Below are 15,372 nucleotides of genomic sequence, written 5' to 3' on the forward strand. Positions count from 1 at the left end.
GTTAATTTTGTTAAAAACTAATACAGATATGGTAGAAGTTCAAACTAGACAAAAGGCTCACGAACTCATCGACAGCGTCGAAGATGAGGCCATTTTGGAAATTGTTGTGGCTTTACTGAAACGAGAAGTAGAACGTGAATACACAGCCAATGATTATCGAAAGGCTGCGGTAATGAACGGAAATCGAATACTTGCGAAATCACTCCGAAACTATGAAGGGTAAAGTTTTTCAACATGCGGTATTGATGACTACAAAAAATTTCTTTCCAAAATATACCATCGAAATCAGGCCAGAGATGCTTACTAAAGTGTCTTCTCGCCAAGGTTATTTTGCTACTCATATTGTTGGCATGTTCAATATGAGTAGCATTTTGAAAAAACAAAATACTTTTTTGAAACCCGAATATCGTGATTTTGTCAAAGGCAAAATCATACGTTCTATTTTTTAATCCCCACAATGATTCGTAAAGCCGTTATACCCGCCGCAGGTTTAGGTACTCGATTTTTACCTGCAACTAAGTCTCAACCCAAGGAAATGCTTCCTATCATCGACACGCCGACCATTCAGTACGTGGTGCAAGAAGCCGTCGATTCGGGAATTGAAGATATTCTTATCATCACAGGCCGTGGCAAACGCGCCATCGAAGACCACTTTGACCGCAACGTAGAGTTGGAAGCGAAGTTGGAAGAAAAACAAGATGAGCTACTTTGGAACGAAATGCGCCGCTTGTCCGACATGGCCAACATCCATTACGTCCGTCAGCGTGAAACCAACGGCCTCGGAGATGCCATTTATTACGCTAAGCAACACGTTGGGAACGAACCATTTGCGGTACTTTTGGGTGATACCATCATGGACTCGGTGATTCCTGTTACCCAACAACTCATCGATACCTACGAGCAGTACCAAAGCACAGTCATTGCGGTAGAAACCGTTCCTCGCGAAAAAGTAAATCGTTACGGGATTGTGGGTGGCGACGCTTTGAGCGAAACCATCATGAAGCTCGACAGCCTCGTCGAAAAACCTTCTATTGAATCGGCTCCGTCGAACCTTGCGATTGCGGGACGTTATATTCTTTCTCCCGAAATTTTTACGGCGATTGAGCAAACAGGCAAAGGAAAAGGCGGCGAAATTCAGTTGACCGATTCGTTCCAAATCTTACTTCGTCGTGAAAATATCTACGCGCACCGCATCGAAGGCGAGCGCCACGACATTGGTAACAAACTTGATTTCTTGAAAACTACCGTCAAATTTGCCCTCAAACGCAAAGAATTTTCAGCGCCTTTCTTGAAGTTCTTGCGTGAGACGTTGGCGGAGTACGAAGGTAAATAAAATGTTAATTGTTATCCGTTAACTGTTATCAGGAGTCCAGGCGATTAACCGACTAGCAATAACAGTTAACGGATAGCATTCTTACTTATGGCAAATCTTCTCCTAATCGACGATGAAGTCAAACTACGTGGGTTGCTCAAACGCATCTTAGAACTGGAAGGATACCACGTCAGCGAGGCAGGTGATGCGCGTTCGGCCTTTTCTATTTTAGAAAAACAAGACATTCAGGCAGTTATTTGCGACGTCAAACTACCCGACGCCCACGGGGTAGAATTGACAAAGCAACTCAAAGCAAGCTTCCCACTCGTCGAATTTATTCTTTTGACGGCCTACGGAACGATTGCTGACGGAGTACAAGCCGTAAAAAATGGTGCTTTTGACTACCTCACCAAAGGCGACGACAACGACCGTATCGTTCCCCTAGTGGCACGGGCGGTAGAAAAAGCCGAGCTTCAGCAAAAAGTAAAACGACTCGAAGAGAAGGTTCGCCAAAAAGTAGGGTTTGAAAGCATTGTAGGCACTTCAGCCGTAGTACAACAAGCCATTTTACTCGCTCAAAAAGTAGCCCAAACCGACACAACTGTTTTACTTTTGGGCGAAACGGGAACGGGAAAAGAAGTATTTGCCCAAGCCATTCACCACGAAAGTCCACGGCGAGATAAAGCCTTTGTCGCGCTCAATTGCAGCGCCTTTAGCCGAGAAATCCTCGAAAGTGAGCTTTTTGGGCACCGAGCGGGAGCATTTACGGGTGCTTTGAAAGATAAAAAAGGATTGCTCGAAGAAGCTCACGGCGGGACATTATTTTTGGATGAAATCGGCGAAATGAGCCTCGACCTCCAAGCAAAACTCCTACGCGTACTCGAAACTAGCTCGTTTTATAAAGTGGGTGATACCAAGCCTACGAACGTCAATGTACGTTTTGTAGCCGCGACAAACCGTAACCTGCGCCAAGAAGCCGAGCAGCAGCACTTCCGCCTCGATTTGTACTTTCGGTTATCGGTATTTGAAATTCCGCTTCCCGCTCTTCGCGAGCGTCCGAGCGATATTCCGCTCTTAGCTGCTTATTTTGTGCAGTTGTACGCAAAAAAAATGAACCGTTCGGCTCCTTCAATTTCGCCTGAATTTCTTCAAAAACTAGCACAACATTCGTGGAAAGGCAACATCCGTGAATTGAAAAACGTGATTGAACGAGCCATTATCCTACTGCCTCCTCAGTCGGAGTTAACGCCTAATGAACTGCCTTATGATATTCAGGGGGGCAATGATTCTTCGTTTCAGGGCATGATGACCCTCGCCGAACTCGAAAAACAGCACATCCGCCGCATTCTTCACCACACCCAACAGCAAAAACCCGAAGCAGCCCGCTTGTTAGGCATCGGCCTTACTACGCTTTATCGTAAGATTGAGGAGTATAAGTTGTAGGAAATGTCTTCCTTTTTTCTTTTTTGGTTTTATATTTGTTTATTAAGTGAATCAATCCTTATTTAAGATGGCAGCAGCAGTAGAACCACCGCTCAATTTAGGTATCCACGAAGGTACAATGGTTAAGCGTATTATCGACATGACTCCCCAAGAACGGGAAGTCTATTACAAAGCTGTCGCACTCAAAGCTAAAGAGCACCTATTTGCAATAGGTCAACCTTGGGTGTATGAAAAAAACGGGCAAGTTCTAGCAGAATATGCCGATGGAAGAATTGAAATCATTGACTAAATAGGTATAAATATACGTCTATTTTGTCAATCACTTATGATTAAAGAAACTCCAATCCTCTATATAATCGCAGGTCCTCCAGGAATCGGCAAAAGTACCAATGGGCAATTCTTTATTCCTTATCAGATAAAGGTACTCAATCATGACGAAATAGAAGCTGAGTTTAAAAAAATGGGCATCCTCAATTATGAGGAACGTGCCAATCAAAGGATATGGGAGCTTATCCATGATAACATCGCTCTTAATACTGGATTTGGTATTGAGCTTAATCTAGGGACAAATAATCAATATGGATTACTCAAAAGGATTCACGGATATTGCCCTCATTACGAAATTCATGTTCTTCTCTTTTTTACTGACTTTTACCAGATTTGCTTGAATAGAGCCGCAATTCGGGCCAATTCAGGAGGACATGAGGTTGAGCCTGCCGTTATTAGGGATATGTGCTATAATACTATTGGCTTACTCAGAAAGAATATTGCTCAATTTAAACATATCACCCTTATCAATGTCACTTACAATTCTCTTGAATTAGTTTATTCGGGTTACTATCCCAATCAAGTACATGAATTTAGCCACCACATCCTGCCCAATTGGATAGTTAAAAATTTTCCTGAAATAGGTTCGTAAACTATTCATAATAGTACCAACAATCATACATTTTTTCTTCTTCATCAATCAAATTGGTATCAATCTGAAACGCACTTCAGCCTGTCAACATACGCTTGAAAATTTCAAAATGAAAAACTCTTTTTCCATTTTGAAAAAATCTCCTATCTCCTTTCAGCGCCACTAAACAGACAACTTCCTAATTACAAGCCGTTTATAAAAACACCAAAAGCTGTGGCACGGCTTTGGCACCTATGGCTATGTCCGCATAAGCGGTTTTGACTTAACAAAACGATAGCCTCATGTTCCTTCTATTATTCATCCTCGCTTTGGCCGTCTTTGGCTACCTATTATACGTTCTGCTCAAGCCTGAAAAATTTTAATCCTACTTCTATGTTGTACGAACTTCTCGGTATCACACTTATTTTTGGTTTGACTGTCCTGCTAGCATTGCCCCTCGGGCGCTACATTGCCAACGTCTATTTAGGTCAGCCCACGTGGTTGGACTTTCTGTCTCCGCTCGAAGAATGGGTTTATAAAATCTGCCGCATCAATCCCAAAAAGGAAATGACGTGGCAAGAACACCTTGTCGCACTGCTTACCATCAACTCCCTCTGGTTTTTCTGGATGATGTTTATTTTGATGAACCAAGGCCGGTTGCCACTGAATCCCGACGGCAACCCTTCGATGAGCCCCGATTTAGCCTTTAACACCGCCGTTTCATTTTTGGTCAACTGTAATTTACAGCACTATTCAGGCGAAACGGGGGTCACGTATCTTTCGCAACTTGCGGGGTTAATGTTTATGCAATTTGTGACCGCTGGTACGGGCATGGCTGCGGGCGCCATCGTGTTTAAAGCAATGAAACCCAGCCCTCAATCCCTCTCAAGTCAAAAAGCCTCTCCCTCAGAGGGGAGAGGTTTAGAGAGGGGTTTAGGAAATTTCTACGTGTATTTCCTAAAATCTTGCACCCGTATTTTACTTCCATTATCGTTGGTATCGGCACTATTACTTGTATTTAATGGTGTTCCTATGAATTGGGAAGGGAAAGCCTCGATTGTTACGATGCAAGGCGATTCCGTACAAGTATCGCGCGGGCCTGCCGCCGCCATGATTGCCATCAAGCAAATCGGAACCAATGGAGGTGGCTGGTTTGGGGTAAATTCAGCTCACCCCTTAGAAAACCCCAGCTACTTCACTAATGCCGTCGAAAACATCCTGATACTTCTCATTCCTATTGCATTTGTGTTTGCGTTAGGCTTCTACCTCAACCGCAAAAAACTAGCTTGGATGATTTTTGGAGTAATGACCTTCGGTTTTTTATTGATGGCGGGGGCTTCGGTTTACGTCGAAATGCAAGGCAACCCTGCTATTTCAGCATTGGGGATTGACCAATCGCATGGAAGTATGGAGGGCAAGGAAGTTCGTTTTGGAGCAGCCGCGTCAGCGTTTTGGGGAATGGCTACGACTGCCACTTCCAACGGTTCGGTCAATGCCATGCACGACAGCATGACTCCACTGTCGGGTGCTTTACAGATGCTCGACATGATGATCAACGCGCTCTACGGTGGGGTTGGCGTTGGTTTCCTCAATTTCTATATTTTTATCATCATTGCTGTGTTTATTTCGGGGCTGATGGTAGGGCGTACACCCGAATTTTTGGGCAAAAAAATAGAAGCAAAAGAAATGAAAATTGCCACGCTGGTCGCCTTGCTCCATACGCTCTTGATTTTGGCGTTTACGGCTTTATCTAGCTTTGTTTTTGTTCAAAACCCCAACATTGGATGGCTCAACAACCCTGGCTTTCATGGATTTTCGGAAATGCTGTACGAATACACCTCGTCTTCGGCCAACAATGGTTCAGGCTTTGAAGGGCTTGCCGACAACAACCCTTTTTGGAACATTACGTGCGGAATTGTCTTACTGTTAAGTCGTTATTTGCCCATTATAGGCCCAGTAGCGATAGCAGGTATCTTGGCCAACAAAAAGTACATTCCCGAATCCTCAGGAACGCTCCAAACCGACACCGCGACCTTTGGTTTTATGGTATTGGCCGTCATCTTCATTGTCGCTGCGTTGTCGTTTTTCCCAGCGTTGGCACTTGGGCCTTTGGCAGAGTATTTTACGTTGCGCTAAGTTGAGGACTAATAAATTCCAAAACTACTTTTAAATCAACTTGTTCAAAAGGCTCAGCAATTTCAAATTCACCAACGTGACGATGAAACGGGAATGTAGAAAATTGAGGAAAATGTGGGGTATTATCCCATCGGTAAAGCGTTCGGTTTTCGGAATCCATCCACTGATAACTGTACTTAAACTTTGTGCCTTGTACCGACTGATAAACTACCAAACGGGTAGCATCAATAAATATAATTTGGCAACGCTCTATTTCTTTTACTCCTTTTATTCCCTCGCGATGAACCGTAAACCTAAGAATTACCGAAGTGAACTCTTCAATAATTTCTTTCATGGAATCACTCGTTGTAAGGCCCTAGAATAGATTTGTATGAAATCCAGTGCATCTTCCCAATCATTGTCATCATCTTCTTTTTCTATAATGCCAAATTTTGATAGAACTGCATCAGAAGGATTAATTACCCGTTGGCGAAACTCCTCAAATCTCATTCCATATTTCTTTTCAAACCCATCAACACGTGCTTGGTAATAGGCGATTTTTTGCAGAGTAACATTTTTGATTTGAATTTTAGTAAAATCAAAAACACTCATATAACCAAGCCCATTGGCAAGTTCTTCCATTGCATTATACGCATCAATCTCACTTGTCGTCATGTCTGTATAATTTTTTATTCAAAATTACAAAAAATATGAAACGTTCTCAATCTTCCTCTCTCTTGCAAGGAGGAATGGCTAAAACCGCTCTGATAGAATCCTTTATCAAACTTAACCCTACTGTGATGTTTCGGAATCCCGTCATGTTTGCAGTAGAGTTAGGGACAGTAGTGATGTTTTTTGTTTGCCTCCAAATCGCTTTCGGGGGCGACACTACCCAAGGTAGTCTGACGTACAACTTCCTAGTGTTTGCCATCTTGTTGCTTACCCTTCTTTTTGCCAATTTCGCCGAAGCTTTGGCCGAAGCCCGTGGAAAAGCCCAAGCCGATAGCCTCCGTAAAACCCGCGAAGAAACGCCTGCGAAAGTCATTCGTCCTGTAGGAAATATGAAGGTCAATGAACTACAAATCATCCCTTCTTCGCAATTGAACAAAGGGGATATTTTTGTCTGCGAAGCAGGCGATATCATTCCTTCTGACGGCGAGATTATCGAAGGACTCGCAACCATCGACGAATCGGCCATCACGGGCGAATCGGCTCCTGTGATTCGGGAAGCAGGTGGCGATAAATCGTCGGTGACGGGTGGGACAAAAGTTCTTTCCGACCAAATCAAGGTCAAAGTCACCACCCAACCAGGCGAAAGCTTTTTGGACAAAATGATTGCGTTGGTGGAGGGGGCTTCCCGCCAAAAAACGCCCAATGAAATTGCGCTTACGATTCTGTTGGCAGGGTTCACGCTCATTTTTGTGATTGTGTGCGTCACCCTCAAACCTTTTGCGGATTACGCCAATACGCCTATTCCCATCTCGGCTTTTATCTCGTTGTTTGTCTGCCTGATTCCCACCACCATTGGCGGTTTGCTCTCCGCGATTGGAATTGCAGGAATGGATCGCGCCCTCCGCGCTAATGTCATTACCAAATCGGGGAAAGCCGTCGAAACAGCTGGCGACGTGGATACGCTCTTATTGGATAAAACAGGAACCATCACCATTGGAAATCGTAAGGCCACCCATTTTTGGCCAACCACAGGCATTCAAAGTGAACATTTTGTCACGTATGCTCTTTATGCCTCTCAGTCCGACGACACTCCTGAAGGTAAATCCATTGTTGAGTTGGCTGACCCGCGCGGCGTACCGTCCCTAACCCAGCGCGGGGCTACGGGGGAATTTATCCCGTTTACGGCCGAAACTCGTTGTTCGGGGGTAAACTTGCCTAACGGTGTTCGTATTCGGAAAGGTGCGCAGGATGCCATTCGCCAATTGGTAGAACAAGCTGGCAATACTTTTCCTGATGATACGGCAGCGAAGGTTCGCGAAATTGCATCCAACGGAGGAACTCCGCTGGTGGTTTCCGAAAACGAGCGCGTGCTAGGCGTCATTGAGCTGCAAGATGTGATTAAACCTGGCATTCAAGAGCGTTTTGAACGATTGCGCAAAATGGGGGTAAAAACCGTGATGGTAACGGGCGACAACCCGCTTACGGCCAAGTACATTGCGCAAGTCGCAGGGGTAGATGATTTTATTGCCGAAGCAAAACCCGAAGATAAGATGAACTACATCCGCGCCGAGCAAGCCAACGGCAAACTGGTAGCCATGATGGGCGATGGTACCAACGACGCTCCCGCCCTTGCTCAAGCCGACGTAGGTGTAGCCATGAACAGCGGCACCCAAGCCGCCAAAGAAGCAGGAAATATGGTGGATTTGGACAATGACCCAACGAAACTCATTGAAATTGTAGAGATTGGCAAACAACTCTTGATGACGCGCGGAACCCTCACGACTTTTTCCATCGCCAACGACGTCGCCAAGTACTTTGCCATTGTGCCTGCCTTGTTTATGACGTCCATTCCTGCCTTGCAATCGCTCAACATCATGCACCTCAGTAGTCCTGAAAGTGCCATTTTATCGGCGGTTATTTTCAACGCAATCATCATCCCAATGCTTATTCCGTTGGCATTAAAAGGGGTAGCTTACAAGCCGATTGGGGCAAGCGCGCTACTTCGTCGAAACCTGCTAGTTTACGGTTTGGGAGGACTTATTATTCCTTTCATCGGCATCAAACTCATTGATTTATTGGTGGGGAGTCTTGTTTAGGGCAAAAACCCCTCTCGTTAGTAATGCCCATGACAACTTACGATTGACACTTTTTCATTATCAACCTTATAAATCAGTCGATGTTCACTGTTAATACGACGACTCCAGTAACCTGTCCAGTTACCCTTCAATGGTTCTGGTTTGCCTATTCCTCTGAAAGGGTCACGTGTAATGTCAAAAATCAGGTCATTAATCTTATTAAAAACTTCCTGATTCAGCTTAGACCAGTCAACATAATCTTTGTAGGCACTCGAATCAAAGTAAATGTTTCACATAAACTAAAGCGAACCAGATAACTTAGAAAACTCTTCCAATGAAAAAGCCACCACGCTTTCGCCTTTTTCTACATTACTGATTGCTTTATCCAGCCGTTCTTTATACTCATCTTTGGTCTCTAAACGTAAGGATGAGCGGGATGGTTTTTCGGCCACCTGAATTGTAATCTCGTAGTTGTCATTTCCTTTAAGTAGGTATTGTAACTTCTCTAGCAGATTAACCGTCAATTCCGATGGGCGTATTTTAATGATTGTTTCCATGTTGAATTTCTTTTCTTCAAAATTATAAAAAAAGATGAAAACGCACTTTTTTTCTGCCGTTATTATGACCCTCACCACCTTTGTGCTTTTGGTCGTTATTTATCCTTTACTCGTTTGGGGAGCTGCGTTGGTAGCTCCTGCCCAAGGCCGTGGCGAGACAATTTCTGCCAACGGTCGGGTGGTTGGTTTTGCCAAAGTAGGTCAAAAATTCACTCATGATGCCTATTTTTGGTCGCGTCCTTCGGCGGTTGAGTACAATGCCGCTGGCTCGGGAGGCTCCAACAAAGGTCCTTCCAATCCCGAATACCTTGCACAAGTGCAGGCACGTATCGATACATTTTTAGTACACAACCCTGCTGTCAAAAAGGCTAACATTCCTGCTGAATTGGTTACCGCTTCGGGCAGCGGGCTTGACCCTCATTTGTCGCCCCAAGCAGCCTATATTCAAGTACCTCGTATTGCTAACATCCGTCATTTATCAGAAACTCAAGTAAAAGACCTTGTTCAGACCCATACCGAATCCCCTTGGCTAGGGTTGTTTGGCCCCGACAAAGTCAATATTTTAGCACTTAATATCGCATTAGACCAATTGAAATAGGTCATTTTTCCAAAAATCAAGATGAAATCGCTCTTAATTGCTCTCCTCGCAGGCTTACCCCTATTCTCTCTTTTTGCGCAACATGATTCTACGTCCAGACTAAGCATAAGTGGCTACGTAGAAGCCTATTACAGCTATGACTTCAATCAGCCTGTCCGCAATGAACGTCCATCGTTTATCTATAGTCACAACCGTCACAATGAGTTTAACATCAATTTAGGTTTTGTAAAAGCGGCTTATACGTCGCAACAATTGCGCGCAAACCTGGCACTCATGGCAGGGACATATTCCAACGCTAACTTAGCGGCCGAACCTGCCACTTTACGCAACATTTACGAAGCCAATGTAGGGATTAAGCTTTCCAAAAACCGACAACTTTGGCTCGATATGGGCGTATTTTCATCGCACATTGGTTTTGAAAGTGCCGTTTCGAAAGATTGTTGGGCTCTAACCCGCAGCCTCATGGCCGACAATACGCCTTACTACGAAACAGGGGCAAAAATTGGCTACACTTCCCCCAATGAAAAATGGTTGGTGTCAGGATTAATTCTCAACGGCTGGCAACAAATGCGTCGCCCCGACGGAAATACGCGGCTGGCAATAGGTACGCAAGTAACGTTCAAACCCACCGCAAACGTCACGCTCAACTCTAGTACTTTTTTGGGAAGTCGCCCCGATGATGCTAACCGAAACCGTTTCTTTCATAATTTTTACGGGATTGTTCAGTTAACTCCCCAATGGGGCATTATCGCAGACATTGATTATGGAATGGAACAACGGCAAACGGGTTCCTCACAGTACGACCCATGGAGTAGTTGGGCGGTTGTTCTCAAATACCAAGCGCACCCCAAATGGGTCATCGCGGGAAGAATCGAAAACTACACCGATAAAACGGGGGTCGTTATTGCGACAGGAACACCTAATGGGTTTGTCACTAATGGTTTTTCGTGCAACCTTGACTTTGTACCACTTCCCAACGTTGCGTGGCGGATAGAAGCCAGAAACCTACAAAGTAAAGATGCGATTTTTGAAAAGCACGGAACGATCACTCGTCAAAATTTTACATTGACCACCTCTTTAGCCCTTTCCTTTTAACCTTATGCCCGCTCAACCACCCGAACCCAACGCGGCTTATTTCCTCGACCTGATTCAAAAATCAAAGCGGGGTAAGTTCAAAGTGTATATTGGCATGAGTGCGGGCGTTGGCAAAACCTACCGCATGTTGCAAGAAGCACACACGCTTTTGCGGCACGGCGTCAATGTTAAAATCGGATTTATCGAAACCCACCGCCGCGCCGAAACCCACGCATTGCTAGAAGGGCTGCCGATGGTTCCGCACCGTACCGTTTTTTACCGTGGAAAAGAATTAGAAGAAATGGACGTGCAGGCCATCCTCAACCTGCATCCCGAAGTGGTAGTGGTGGATGAGTTGGCACATACCAATATTCAAGGGTCAAAAAATGAAAAGCGCTGGCAAGACGTACTCGACATTCTCAATGCGGGCATTAATGTTATCTCGGCCGTTAATATTCAGCATTTAGAAAGTCTCAACGAAGAGGTGTTTAACATTACGGGCATTGAAGTAAAAGAGACCGTGCCCGACAGCCTTTTGCAGCAGGCCAACGAAGTCGTAAACATTGACCTCACCGCCGATGAACTTATCACTCGGCTCAAAGAAGGCAAAATCTACGATAAATCGAAGGTAGAGACGGCGCTAAACCATTTCTTTCAGGCCGAAAAAATCTTGCAGTTGCGGGAGTTGGCTCTCAAAGAAGTGGCCTCGCAGGTAGAGCGAAAAGTGGAAACGGAAGTCGTTCAAAAAGTGGGACTTCGTTCCGAACGATTTCTGGCCTGCATCAGTTCTAACCACGAAATTGCCCGCAAGATTTTACGAAAAACGGCCCGTTTGGCCAGTTATTACCAAGGAAAATGGTGCGTTCTTTACGTGCAAACCTCCAAAGAAGATGCCGACAAAATTGGGTTAGCAGCGCAACGGCACCTGATAAATAATTTTAAATTAGCCACCGAACTAGGCGGCGAAGTCGTACGTATAAAAAGCGACGACGTAGTGCAAGCTATTTTTGACATGGCCCAAAAACAAAACAGCACGAACATTTGCATCGGCAAACCACACGAGGGTTTTTGGAGAAGCGTAACGGGAAACTCGCTCTTTCATAAATTGCTCCAAAAAGTAGCCGACAAAGACATTGACTTAATTGTTATCAGCTAAAAGGTCAGACGACAGTCAGACCGAAATCGCAAAAAAGGTAAGACGACAGTCAGACCGAAACCGTTGGTCTGACTATCGTCTTACCCTAATAGAACCCTCTCCATGAAACTCAAAGTAAAATTACGCCTAGCACTTGGCTTTTTATTCGTCGTGATACTTCTCCTTGGCGGGTTAGGCGCTTGGTACCTGCAAAAACTGTCTCAAGAAGCCCAAGGGATTTTAAAAGACAATTACATTTCGCTTGAGTACGCTCGCGCGATGCGTGGAATCATCGACGAAAACAACTGGAAATCCGAAGATTTTCAATCGTTTAATGAAGCTCTCCTTCAACAAGAACGCAACATTACGGAGCTCGGGGAAGGAGAAAGCACTCGACAAGTTCGCAACCATTTTAATGCGTTTCGGACTACCCGAGACAGCAGCCGCATTGGACTTATCAACAAACAGCTGAATACGATTGTTCAACTCAACATGCAATCCATTTTTCAAAAAAACGAACAGGTCAAAAAAATGGCTGACGAAATCTATTCCTACTTGGTTTTCATCGCCACGTTTTGTGCACTCATTGCCTTTTCGTTTATTATTAACTTCCCTCGGTATATTTCTGACCCAATACAGCAGCTTACCGAAGGTTTACGCGAAATTACCCGCAAAAATTACGAACCTCGCCTAGGTGTAGAACGCAACGATGAACTAGGCGAAATGGCCAAAGCGTTCAATCAAATGGCACAAAAGCTCGATGAATACGAACACAGCAGTTTGGCGAGGGTTTTGTTTGAAAAACGCCGTACCGAAACCATCATCAACCAAATGAACGACGCCATCATCGGGCTTGATGAGCACAATCATTTGTTGTTTATCAACTCAGTCGCAGCCACCATGCTCGGGCTTGATGCCGTTCAAATTGTAGGAAGATACGCCCCCGATATTGCCCTCAAAAATGACTTACTTCGTAGCCTTCTCAACAACGAACCGACGGCCAAACCACTCAAGATTTTCGCCAATGAACGCGAAAGCTACTTTTCAAAAGAAACGTTGGAGGTCACCAATGAAGAAAAACGTTTGGGTAAAGTCATCGTTCTCAAAAACATTACGCCTTTTCATGACCTCGACCAAGCCAAAACCAATTTTATTGCCACCATTTCGCACGAGCTTAAAACGCCCATTGCTAGTATAAAAATGAGCTTAAAATTGCTCGAAAACGACCGCATTGGCAACCTTAACGACGAACAAAAACTACTTGTCACCCAGATTCAAGAAGACAGCCAACGATTACTCAAGATTACGGGCGAATTACTTGATTTATCGCAGGTAGAGACGGGCAATCTTCAACTCAATTTTAGGAGCGTTTCACCCACCGAAATCGTGACTCCCGCCGTGGAAGCCCTTCAGTTTTTTGCTTCCCAAAAACAAATCGACATTCAAGTACAGATACCATCGACGCTACCTTTGGTTCAAGCCGATTCGGACAAAACCACTTGGGTATTGTTAAACTTTCTTTCCAACGCCATCCGTCACAGCCCCGAAAAATCAATCATTGAAGTAGAAGTAAAACCCAGTTCAAAAACTAATTGCATTGAATTTTCGGTCAAAGACTTGGGCAAAGGCATCGACCCCAAATACCAACAACGGGTCTTTGAACGCTATTTTCAAGTGCCCTCCAACGGCCAAAGCAAAGCAGGTACGGGGCTCGGGTTGGCCATTTCGAAAGAGTTTATCGAAGCCCAAAAAGGAAACATTGGGGTCGAAAGTGAAATTGGTCTGGGCAGCCGCTTTTGGTTTCAATTGCCTGTGGCATAAATCCGCCGAATAGCCACCAAATGCGCCCAAAATACCACAGGAACTACAAACCCTGGCAACCAAATGAACGTTGATTTGAATACACCCACATTGGGCTGAGCAAAGTTTAATTGCTGAAATGGCAACGGGGCCGACAGAAGCGCCATGCCTACAATGTTTACTAGCAAGCCCAACGCCACTAGGTTCCACGCCAACACAACCCACCGAGACAATGTGCCACGTTGAAGATACCATACGAGTAGTGGTGCAGTAATCCCCGCCAAAATATCCCAATTATAACCTTCAAACGTCATCATTTGTGGGATTTGATGCTCCAAAAACAAATACCAAAGTGATACCTCTACGGCCACTCGAAAGGTATGCAGCCAAGTCAACGGTTTCAGCGGAAGTTGGTCAAGAAAATACCGCCCTTGGCGGGTTAAAAACAAGGAGGTAACGAATGCCATAGGCGGGACTAAGACCACCAAAAAGCGCGGAGGCTTGGCATCCAACTGAGCAAAAAAGGGGGTTTGAGCAAGCCCCCAAAGCATACCCAACCACGCCAAGCCAACTACCAAAAAGTAGGAGGCAATACGCCGTGAAACGGTGCGCAACAGGCGACAAACAAACCATCCAAAACAGATAACTACACTCCCAAAGGCCCAAGAAAGCCCATCAGAAATGGGAATTGGAAAAAAATCAAGATTAGCCTGCATTATTCAACGGTCAAAGTTTGGGCGTTATTACCCAGCCAAAGTAACCGTAGTTTTTGGCGAAGTGTAGAGCAGATTTATCCTTTAAAAAACGAACGGTAGCGATTTTGGGGATGAATGGTCAGGTGGAAGCCGCTTTTTCTAGCCATTTTTTAAACTCACCACTTCGATAGCGACTCACCACCACCTCTTCGGTGGCATCCACTTGTCGCAATGCAGGTACTAAGGAAACTATTAGCTTTCGATTGGCTTCCTCCTTTACCGCTTTTATGGCATTGACATAAACTACGAATTGGCGACTAATGACAAAAAAACACGAATAAACGCCCAATTCCTCGGACAATGTTATCAAAGAGGCATAACTTGTTGTGTGTTTGCTACCATCTGCTTTCACTAATAAAATCACCCCGCCTGAAGAATAAAAATAGGCTATTTCTGCGGGCTGTACCATCAACTGCCCGTGAGGCGTCGCTACTCGAATCAACGATTTTTGCGATGCCACAGGTAGTTTTTCGGGGGAAGAATTCGTTTTTTGCCAATAAATCGTTTGGAGTAAATAAAGGGAGATATAAGCCCCGTTCACAACAATTGCAATGGTAAAACAAACGATTACCCCCGTAAACAGCAACGCAAATGCAGGCCAATGCCCCACATACACCCGCTGAGCCAGTGGAAAAACAAGCAGAAACGTCAGCAATGTTGCCCCCCCATTAAAAGCTAATTGCCGAGCAATTCGCTTCAATGGGTTGATATAAAATGGAAGCGATGCATCTAACCACCAAAACAAACGTAGATTTATTTCCCAACATGACAGCATCACCGTAGCAACTGTCAGGAAATAAGGCCATGGAAAAGCATAATCTTCTTGCCAGGGGAAGCGCTTGGTAAATACCACATGAGATGCCACAAAAGCAGCAATAGGCACAAAAATACCCCTTGCCATCCAGTCTTGCCACCTCGATACTACCTTTCCGCTCACA

General features: G+C 44.8%; 19 protein-coding genes. 13 read left to right on the forward strand and 6 right to left on the reverse strand.

The genetic code is table 11. The annotated features are described in order from the left end of the window. Window positions 1–28 precede the first annotated feature (28 nt). From FHS57_RS06190 to kdpA, 8 genes are all read left to right on the forward strand, one after another. Window positions 29–223, forward strand: coding sequence for a hypothetical protein (locus FHS57_RS06190; RefSeq protein WP_183972012.1), 195 nt, complete (start codon window positions 29–31; stop codon window positions 221–223). After that, entirely contained in the window at window positions 213–449 is a 237-nt protein-coding gene (locus tag FHS57_RS06195; protein ID WP_183972013.1) for a hypothetical protein, read from the forward strand. Before FHS57_RS06190 ends, FHS57_RS06195 begins: the two co-directional genes overlap by 11 nt. Window positions 450–457: 8 nt before the next feature. Further along, on the forward strand, window positions 458–1,333 hold the full coding sequence (gene galU / locus FHS57_RS06200; RefSeq protein WP_183972014.1) for a UTP--glucose-1-phosphate uridylyltransferase GalU: 876 nt from the start codon (window positions 458–460) through the stop codon (window positions 1,331–1,333). Between the two features lie 87 nt (window positions 1,334–1,420). Next, complete coding sequence (locus FHS57_RS06205; protein ID WP_183972015.1) at window positions 1,421–2,755, forward strand: sigma-54-dependent transcriptional regulator; 1,335 nt, start codon at window positions 1,421–1,423, stop codon at window positions 2,753–2,755. Window positions 2,756–2,822: 67 nt separating this feature from the next. Then, entirely contained in the window at window positions 2,823–3,044 is a 222-nt protein-coding gene (locus FHS57_RS06210; protein ID WP_183972016.1) for a hypothetical protein, read from the forward strand. Between the two features lie 36 nt (window positions 3,045–3,080). After that, window positions 3,081–3,674, forward strand: coding sequence for a hypothetical protein (locus FHS57_RS06215; protein ID WP_183972017.1), 594 nt, complete (start codon window positions 3,081–3,083; stop codon window positions 3,672–3,674). 281 nt (window positions 3,675–3,955) lie between these two features. Further along, window positions 3,956–4,036 carry a potassium-transporting ATPase subunit F gene (locus FHS57_RS06220; protein WP_183972260.1) on the forward strand — a complete coding sequence of 27 codons (81 nt, stop codon included), beginning with the start codon at window positions 3,956–3,958 and terminating at the stop codon, window positions 4,034–4,036. Window positions 4,037–4,046: 10 nt separating this feature from the next. Beyond that, complete coding sequence (gene kdpA, locus FHS57_RS06225; protein ID WP_183972018.1) at window positions 4,047–5,789, forward strand: potassium-transporting ATPase subunit KdpA; 1,743 nt, start codon at window positions 4,047–4,049, stop codon at window positions 5,787–5,789. On the opposite strand, the gene FHS57_RS06230 is transcribed toward kdpA, so the two are convergent. Together FHS57_RS06230 and FHS57_RS06235 are read right to left on the reverse strand one after the other, a co-directional pair. Further along, window positions 5,776–6,123 carry a toxin-antitoxin system TumE family protein gene (locus FHS57_RS06230; RefSeq protein WP_183972019.1) on the reverse strand — a complete coding sequence of 116 codons (348 nt, stop codon included), beginning with the start codon at window positions 6,121–6,123 and terminating at the stop codon, window positions 5,776–5,778. The genes kdpA and FHS57_RS06230 overlap by 14 nt on opposite strands. Then, the gene (locus tag FHS57_RS06235) at window positions 6,120–6,443 is read right to left on the reverse strand and encodes a hypothetical protein (protein WP_183972020.1); all 324 of its coding nucleotides are present in this window, start codon (window positions 6,441–6,443) and stop codon (window positions 6,120–6,122) included. Before FHS57_RS06235 ends, FHS57_RS06230 begins: the two co-directional genes overlap by 4 nt. A 35-nt stretch (window positions 6,444–6,478) precedes the next feature. On the opposite strand from FHS57_RS06235, the gene kdpB reads away from it, so the two are divergent. Then, a complete protein-coding gene (gene kdpB, locus FHS57_RS06240; protein WP_183972021.1) occupies window positions 6,479–8,536 on the forward strand; it encodes a potassium-transporting ATPase subunit KdpB in 2,058 nt (685 codons plus the stop codon). A 17-nt stretch (window positions 8,537–8,553) separates the two neighbouring features. On the opposite strand, the gene FHS57_RS06245 is transcribed toward kdpB, so the two are convergent. Together FHS57_RS06245 and FHS57_RS06250 are read right to left on the reverse strand one after the other, a co-directional pair. Continuing rightward, entirely contained in the window at window positions 8,554–8,802 is a 249-nt protein-coding gene (locus FHS57_RS06245; protein WP_183972261.1) for a Txe/YoeB family addiction module toxin, read from the reverse strand. 12 nt (window positions 8,803–8,814) lie between these two features. Beyond that, window positions 8,815–9,072 carry a hypothetical protein gene (locus FHS57_RS06250; RefSeq protein WP_183972022.1) on the reverse strand — a complete coding sequence of 86 codons (258 nt, stop codon included), beginning with the start codon at window positions 9,070–9,072 and terminating at the stop codon, window positions 8,815–8,817. A gap of 34 nt (window positions 9,073–9,106) precedes the next feature. On the opposite strand from FHS57_RS06250, the gene FHS57_RS06255 reads away from it, so the two are divergent. The 4 genes from FHS57_RS06255 to FHS57_RS06270 all read left to right on the forward strand — a co-directional run bounded on the left by FHS57_RS06255 (window position 9,107) and on the right by FHS57_RS06270 (window position 13,700). Further along, window positions 9,107–9,670: a K(+)-transporting ATPase subunit C gene (locus FHS57_RS06255; protein WP_183972023.1), complete on the forward strand. Its 564-nt coding sequence runs from the start codon at window positions 9,107–9,109 to the stop codon at window positions 9,668–9,670. Between the two features lie 21 nt (window positions 9,671–9,691). Continuing rightward, the gene (locus FHS57_RS06260; protein WP_183972024.1) at window positions 9,692–10,765 is read left to right on the forward strand and encodes a porin; all 1,074 of its coding nucleotides are present in this window, start codon (window positions 9,692–9,694) and stop codon (window positions 10,763–10,765) included. A gap of 4 nt (window positions 10,766–10,769) precedes the next feature. Then, complete coding sequence (locus FHS57_RS06265) at window positions 10,770–11,900, forward strand: sensor protein KdpD (protein WP_183972025.1); 1,131 nt, start codon at window positions 10,770–10,772, stop codon at window positions 11,898–11,900. Between the two features lie 102 nt (window positions 11,901–12,002). After that, a complete protein-coding gene (locus FHS57_RS06270) occupies window positions 12,003–13,700 on the forward strand; it encodes an ATP-binding protein (protein WP_183972026.1) in 1,698 nt (565 codons plus the stop codon). On the opposite strand, the gene FHS57_RS06275 is transcribed toward FHS57_RS06270, so the two are convergent. Together FHS57_RS06275 and FHS57_RS06280 are read right to left on the reverse strand one after the other, a co-directional pair. Next, on the reverse strand, window positions 13,682–14,395 hold the full coding sequence (locus FHS57_RS06275) for a DUF8737 domain-containing protein (RefSeq protein ID WP_183972027.1): 714 nt from the start codon (window positions 14,393–14,395) through the stop codon (window positions 13,682–13,684). The genes FHS57_RS06270 and FHS57_RS06275 overlap by 19 nt on opposite strands. Window positions 14,396–14,513: 118 nt before the next feature. Further along, window positions 14,514–15,371, reverse strand: coding sequence for a LytTR family transcriptional regulator DNA-binding domain-containing protein (locus FHS57_RS06280; RefSeq protein WP_310586976.1), 858 nt, complete (start codon window positions 15,369–15,371; stop codon window positions 14,514–14,516). Between the last annotated feature and the right edge of the window lies 1 nt (window position 15,372).

It is taken from the genome of Runella defluvii (genome assembly GCF_014195535.1).
In the GTDB taxonomy this organism is placed as follows: domain Bacteria; phylum Bacteroidota; class Bacteroidia; order Cytophagales; family Spirosomataceae; genus Runella; species Runella defluvii.

Excerpts from the sequence above, each read along its gene's own strand:
- FHS57_RS06190 (WP_183972012.1), top strand. The coding sequence starts at position 29 with ATGGTAGAAGTTCAAACTAGACAAAAGGCTCACGAACTCATCGACAGC.
- FHS57_RS06195 (WP_183972013.1), top strand. The coding sequence starts at position 213 with ATGAAGGGTAAAGTTTTTCAACATGCGGTATTGATGACTACAAAAAAT.
- galU (WP_183972014.1), top strand. The coding sequence starts at position 458 with ATGATTCGTAAAGCCGTTATACCCGCCGCAGGTTTAGGTACTCGATTT.
- FHS57_RS06205 (WP_183972015.1), top strand. The coding sequence starts at position 1,421 with ATGGCAAATCTTCTCCTAATCGACGATGAAGTCAAACTACGTGGGTTG.
- FHS57_RS06210 (WP_183972016.1), top strand. The coding sequence starts at position 2,823 with ATGGCAGCAGCAGTAGAACCACCGCTCAATTTAGGTATCCACGAAGGT.
- FHS57_RS06215 (WP_183972017.1), top strand. The coding sequence starts at position 3,081 with ATGATTAAAGAAACTCCAATCCTCTATATAATCGCAGGTCCTCCAGGA.
- FHS57_RS06220 (WP_183972260.1), top strand. The coding sequence starts at position 3,956 with ATGTTCCTTCTATTATTCATCCTCGCTTTGGCCGTCTTTGGCTACCTA.
- kdpA (WP_183972018.1), top strand. The coding sequence starts at position 4,047 with ATGTTGTACGAACTTCTCGGTATCACACTTATTTTTGGTTTGACTGTC.
- FHS57_RS06230 (WP_183972019.1), bottom strand. The coding sequence starts at position 6,123 with ATGAAAGAAATTATTGAAGAGTTCACTTCGGTAATTCTTAGGTTTACG.
- FHS57_RS06235 (WP_183972020.1), bottom strand. The coding sequence starts at position 6,443 with ATGACGACAAGTGAGATTGATGCGTATAATGCAATGGAAGAACTTGCC.
- kdpB (WP_183972021.1), top strand. The coding sequence starts at position 6,479 with ATGAAACGTTCTCAATCTTCCTCTCTCTTGCAAGGAGGAATGGCTAAA.
- FHS57_RS06250 (WP_183972022.1), bottom strand. The coding sequence starts at position 9,072 with ATGGAAACAATCATTAAAATACGCCCATCGGAATTGACGGTTAATCTG.
- FHS57_RS06255 (WP_183972023.1), top strand. The coding sequence starts at position 9,107 with ATGAAAACGCACTTTTTTTCTGCCGTTATTATGACCCTCACCACCTTT.
- FHS57_RS06260 (WP_183972024.1), top strand. The coding sequence starts at position 9,692 with ATGAAATCGCTCTTAATTGCTCTCCTCGCAGGCTTACCCCTATTCTCT.
- FHS57_RS06265 (WP_183972025.1), top strand. The coding sequence starts at position 10,770 with ATGCCCGCTCAACCACCCGAACCCAACGCGGCTTATTTCCTCGACCTG.
- FHS57_RS06270 (WP_183972026.1), top strand. The coding sequence starts at position 12,003 with ATGAAACTCAAAGTAAAATTACGCCTAGCACTTGGCTTTTTATTCGTC.
- FHS57_RS06275 (WP_183972027.1), bottom strand. The coding sequence starts at position 14,395 with ATGCAGGCTAATCTTGATTTTTTTCCAATTCCCATTTCTGATGGGCTT.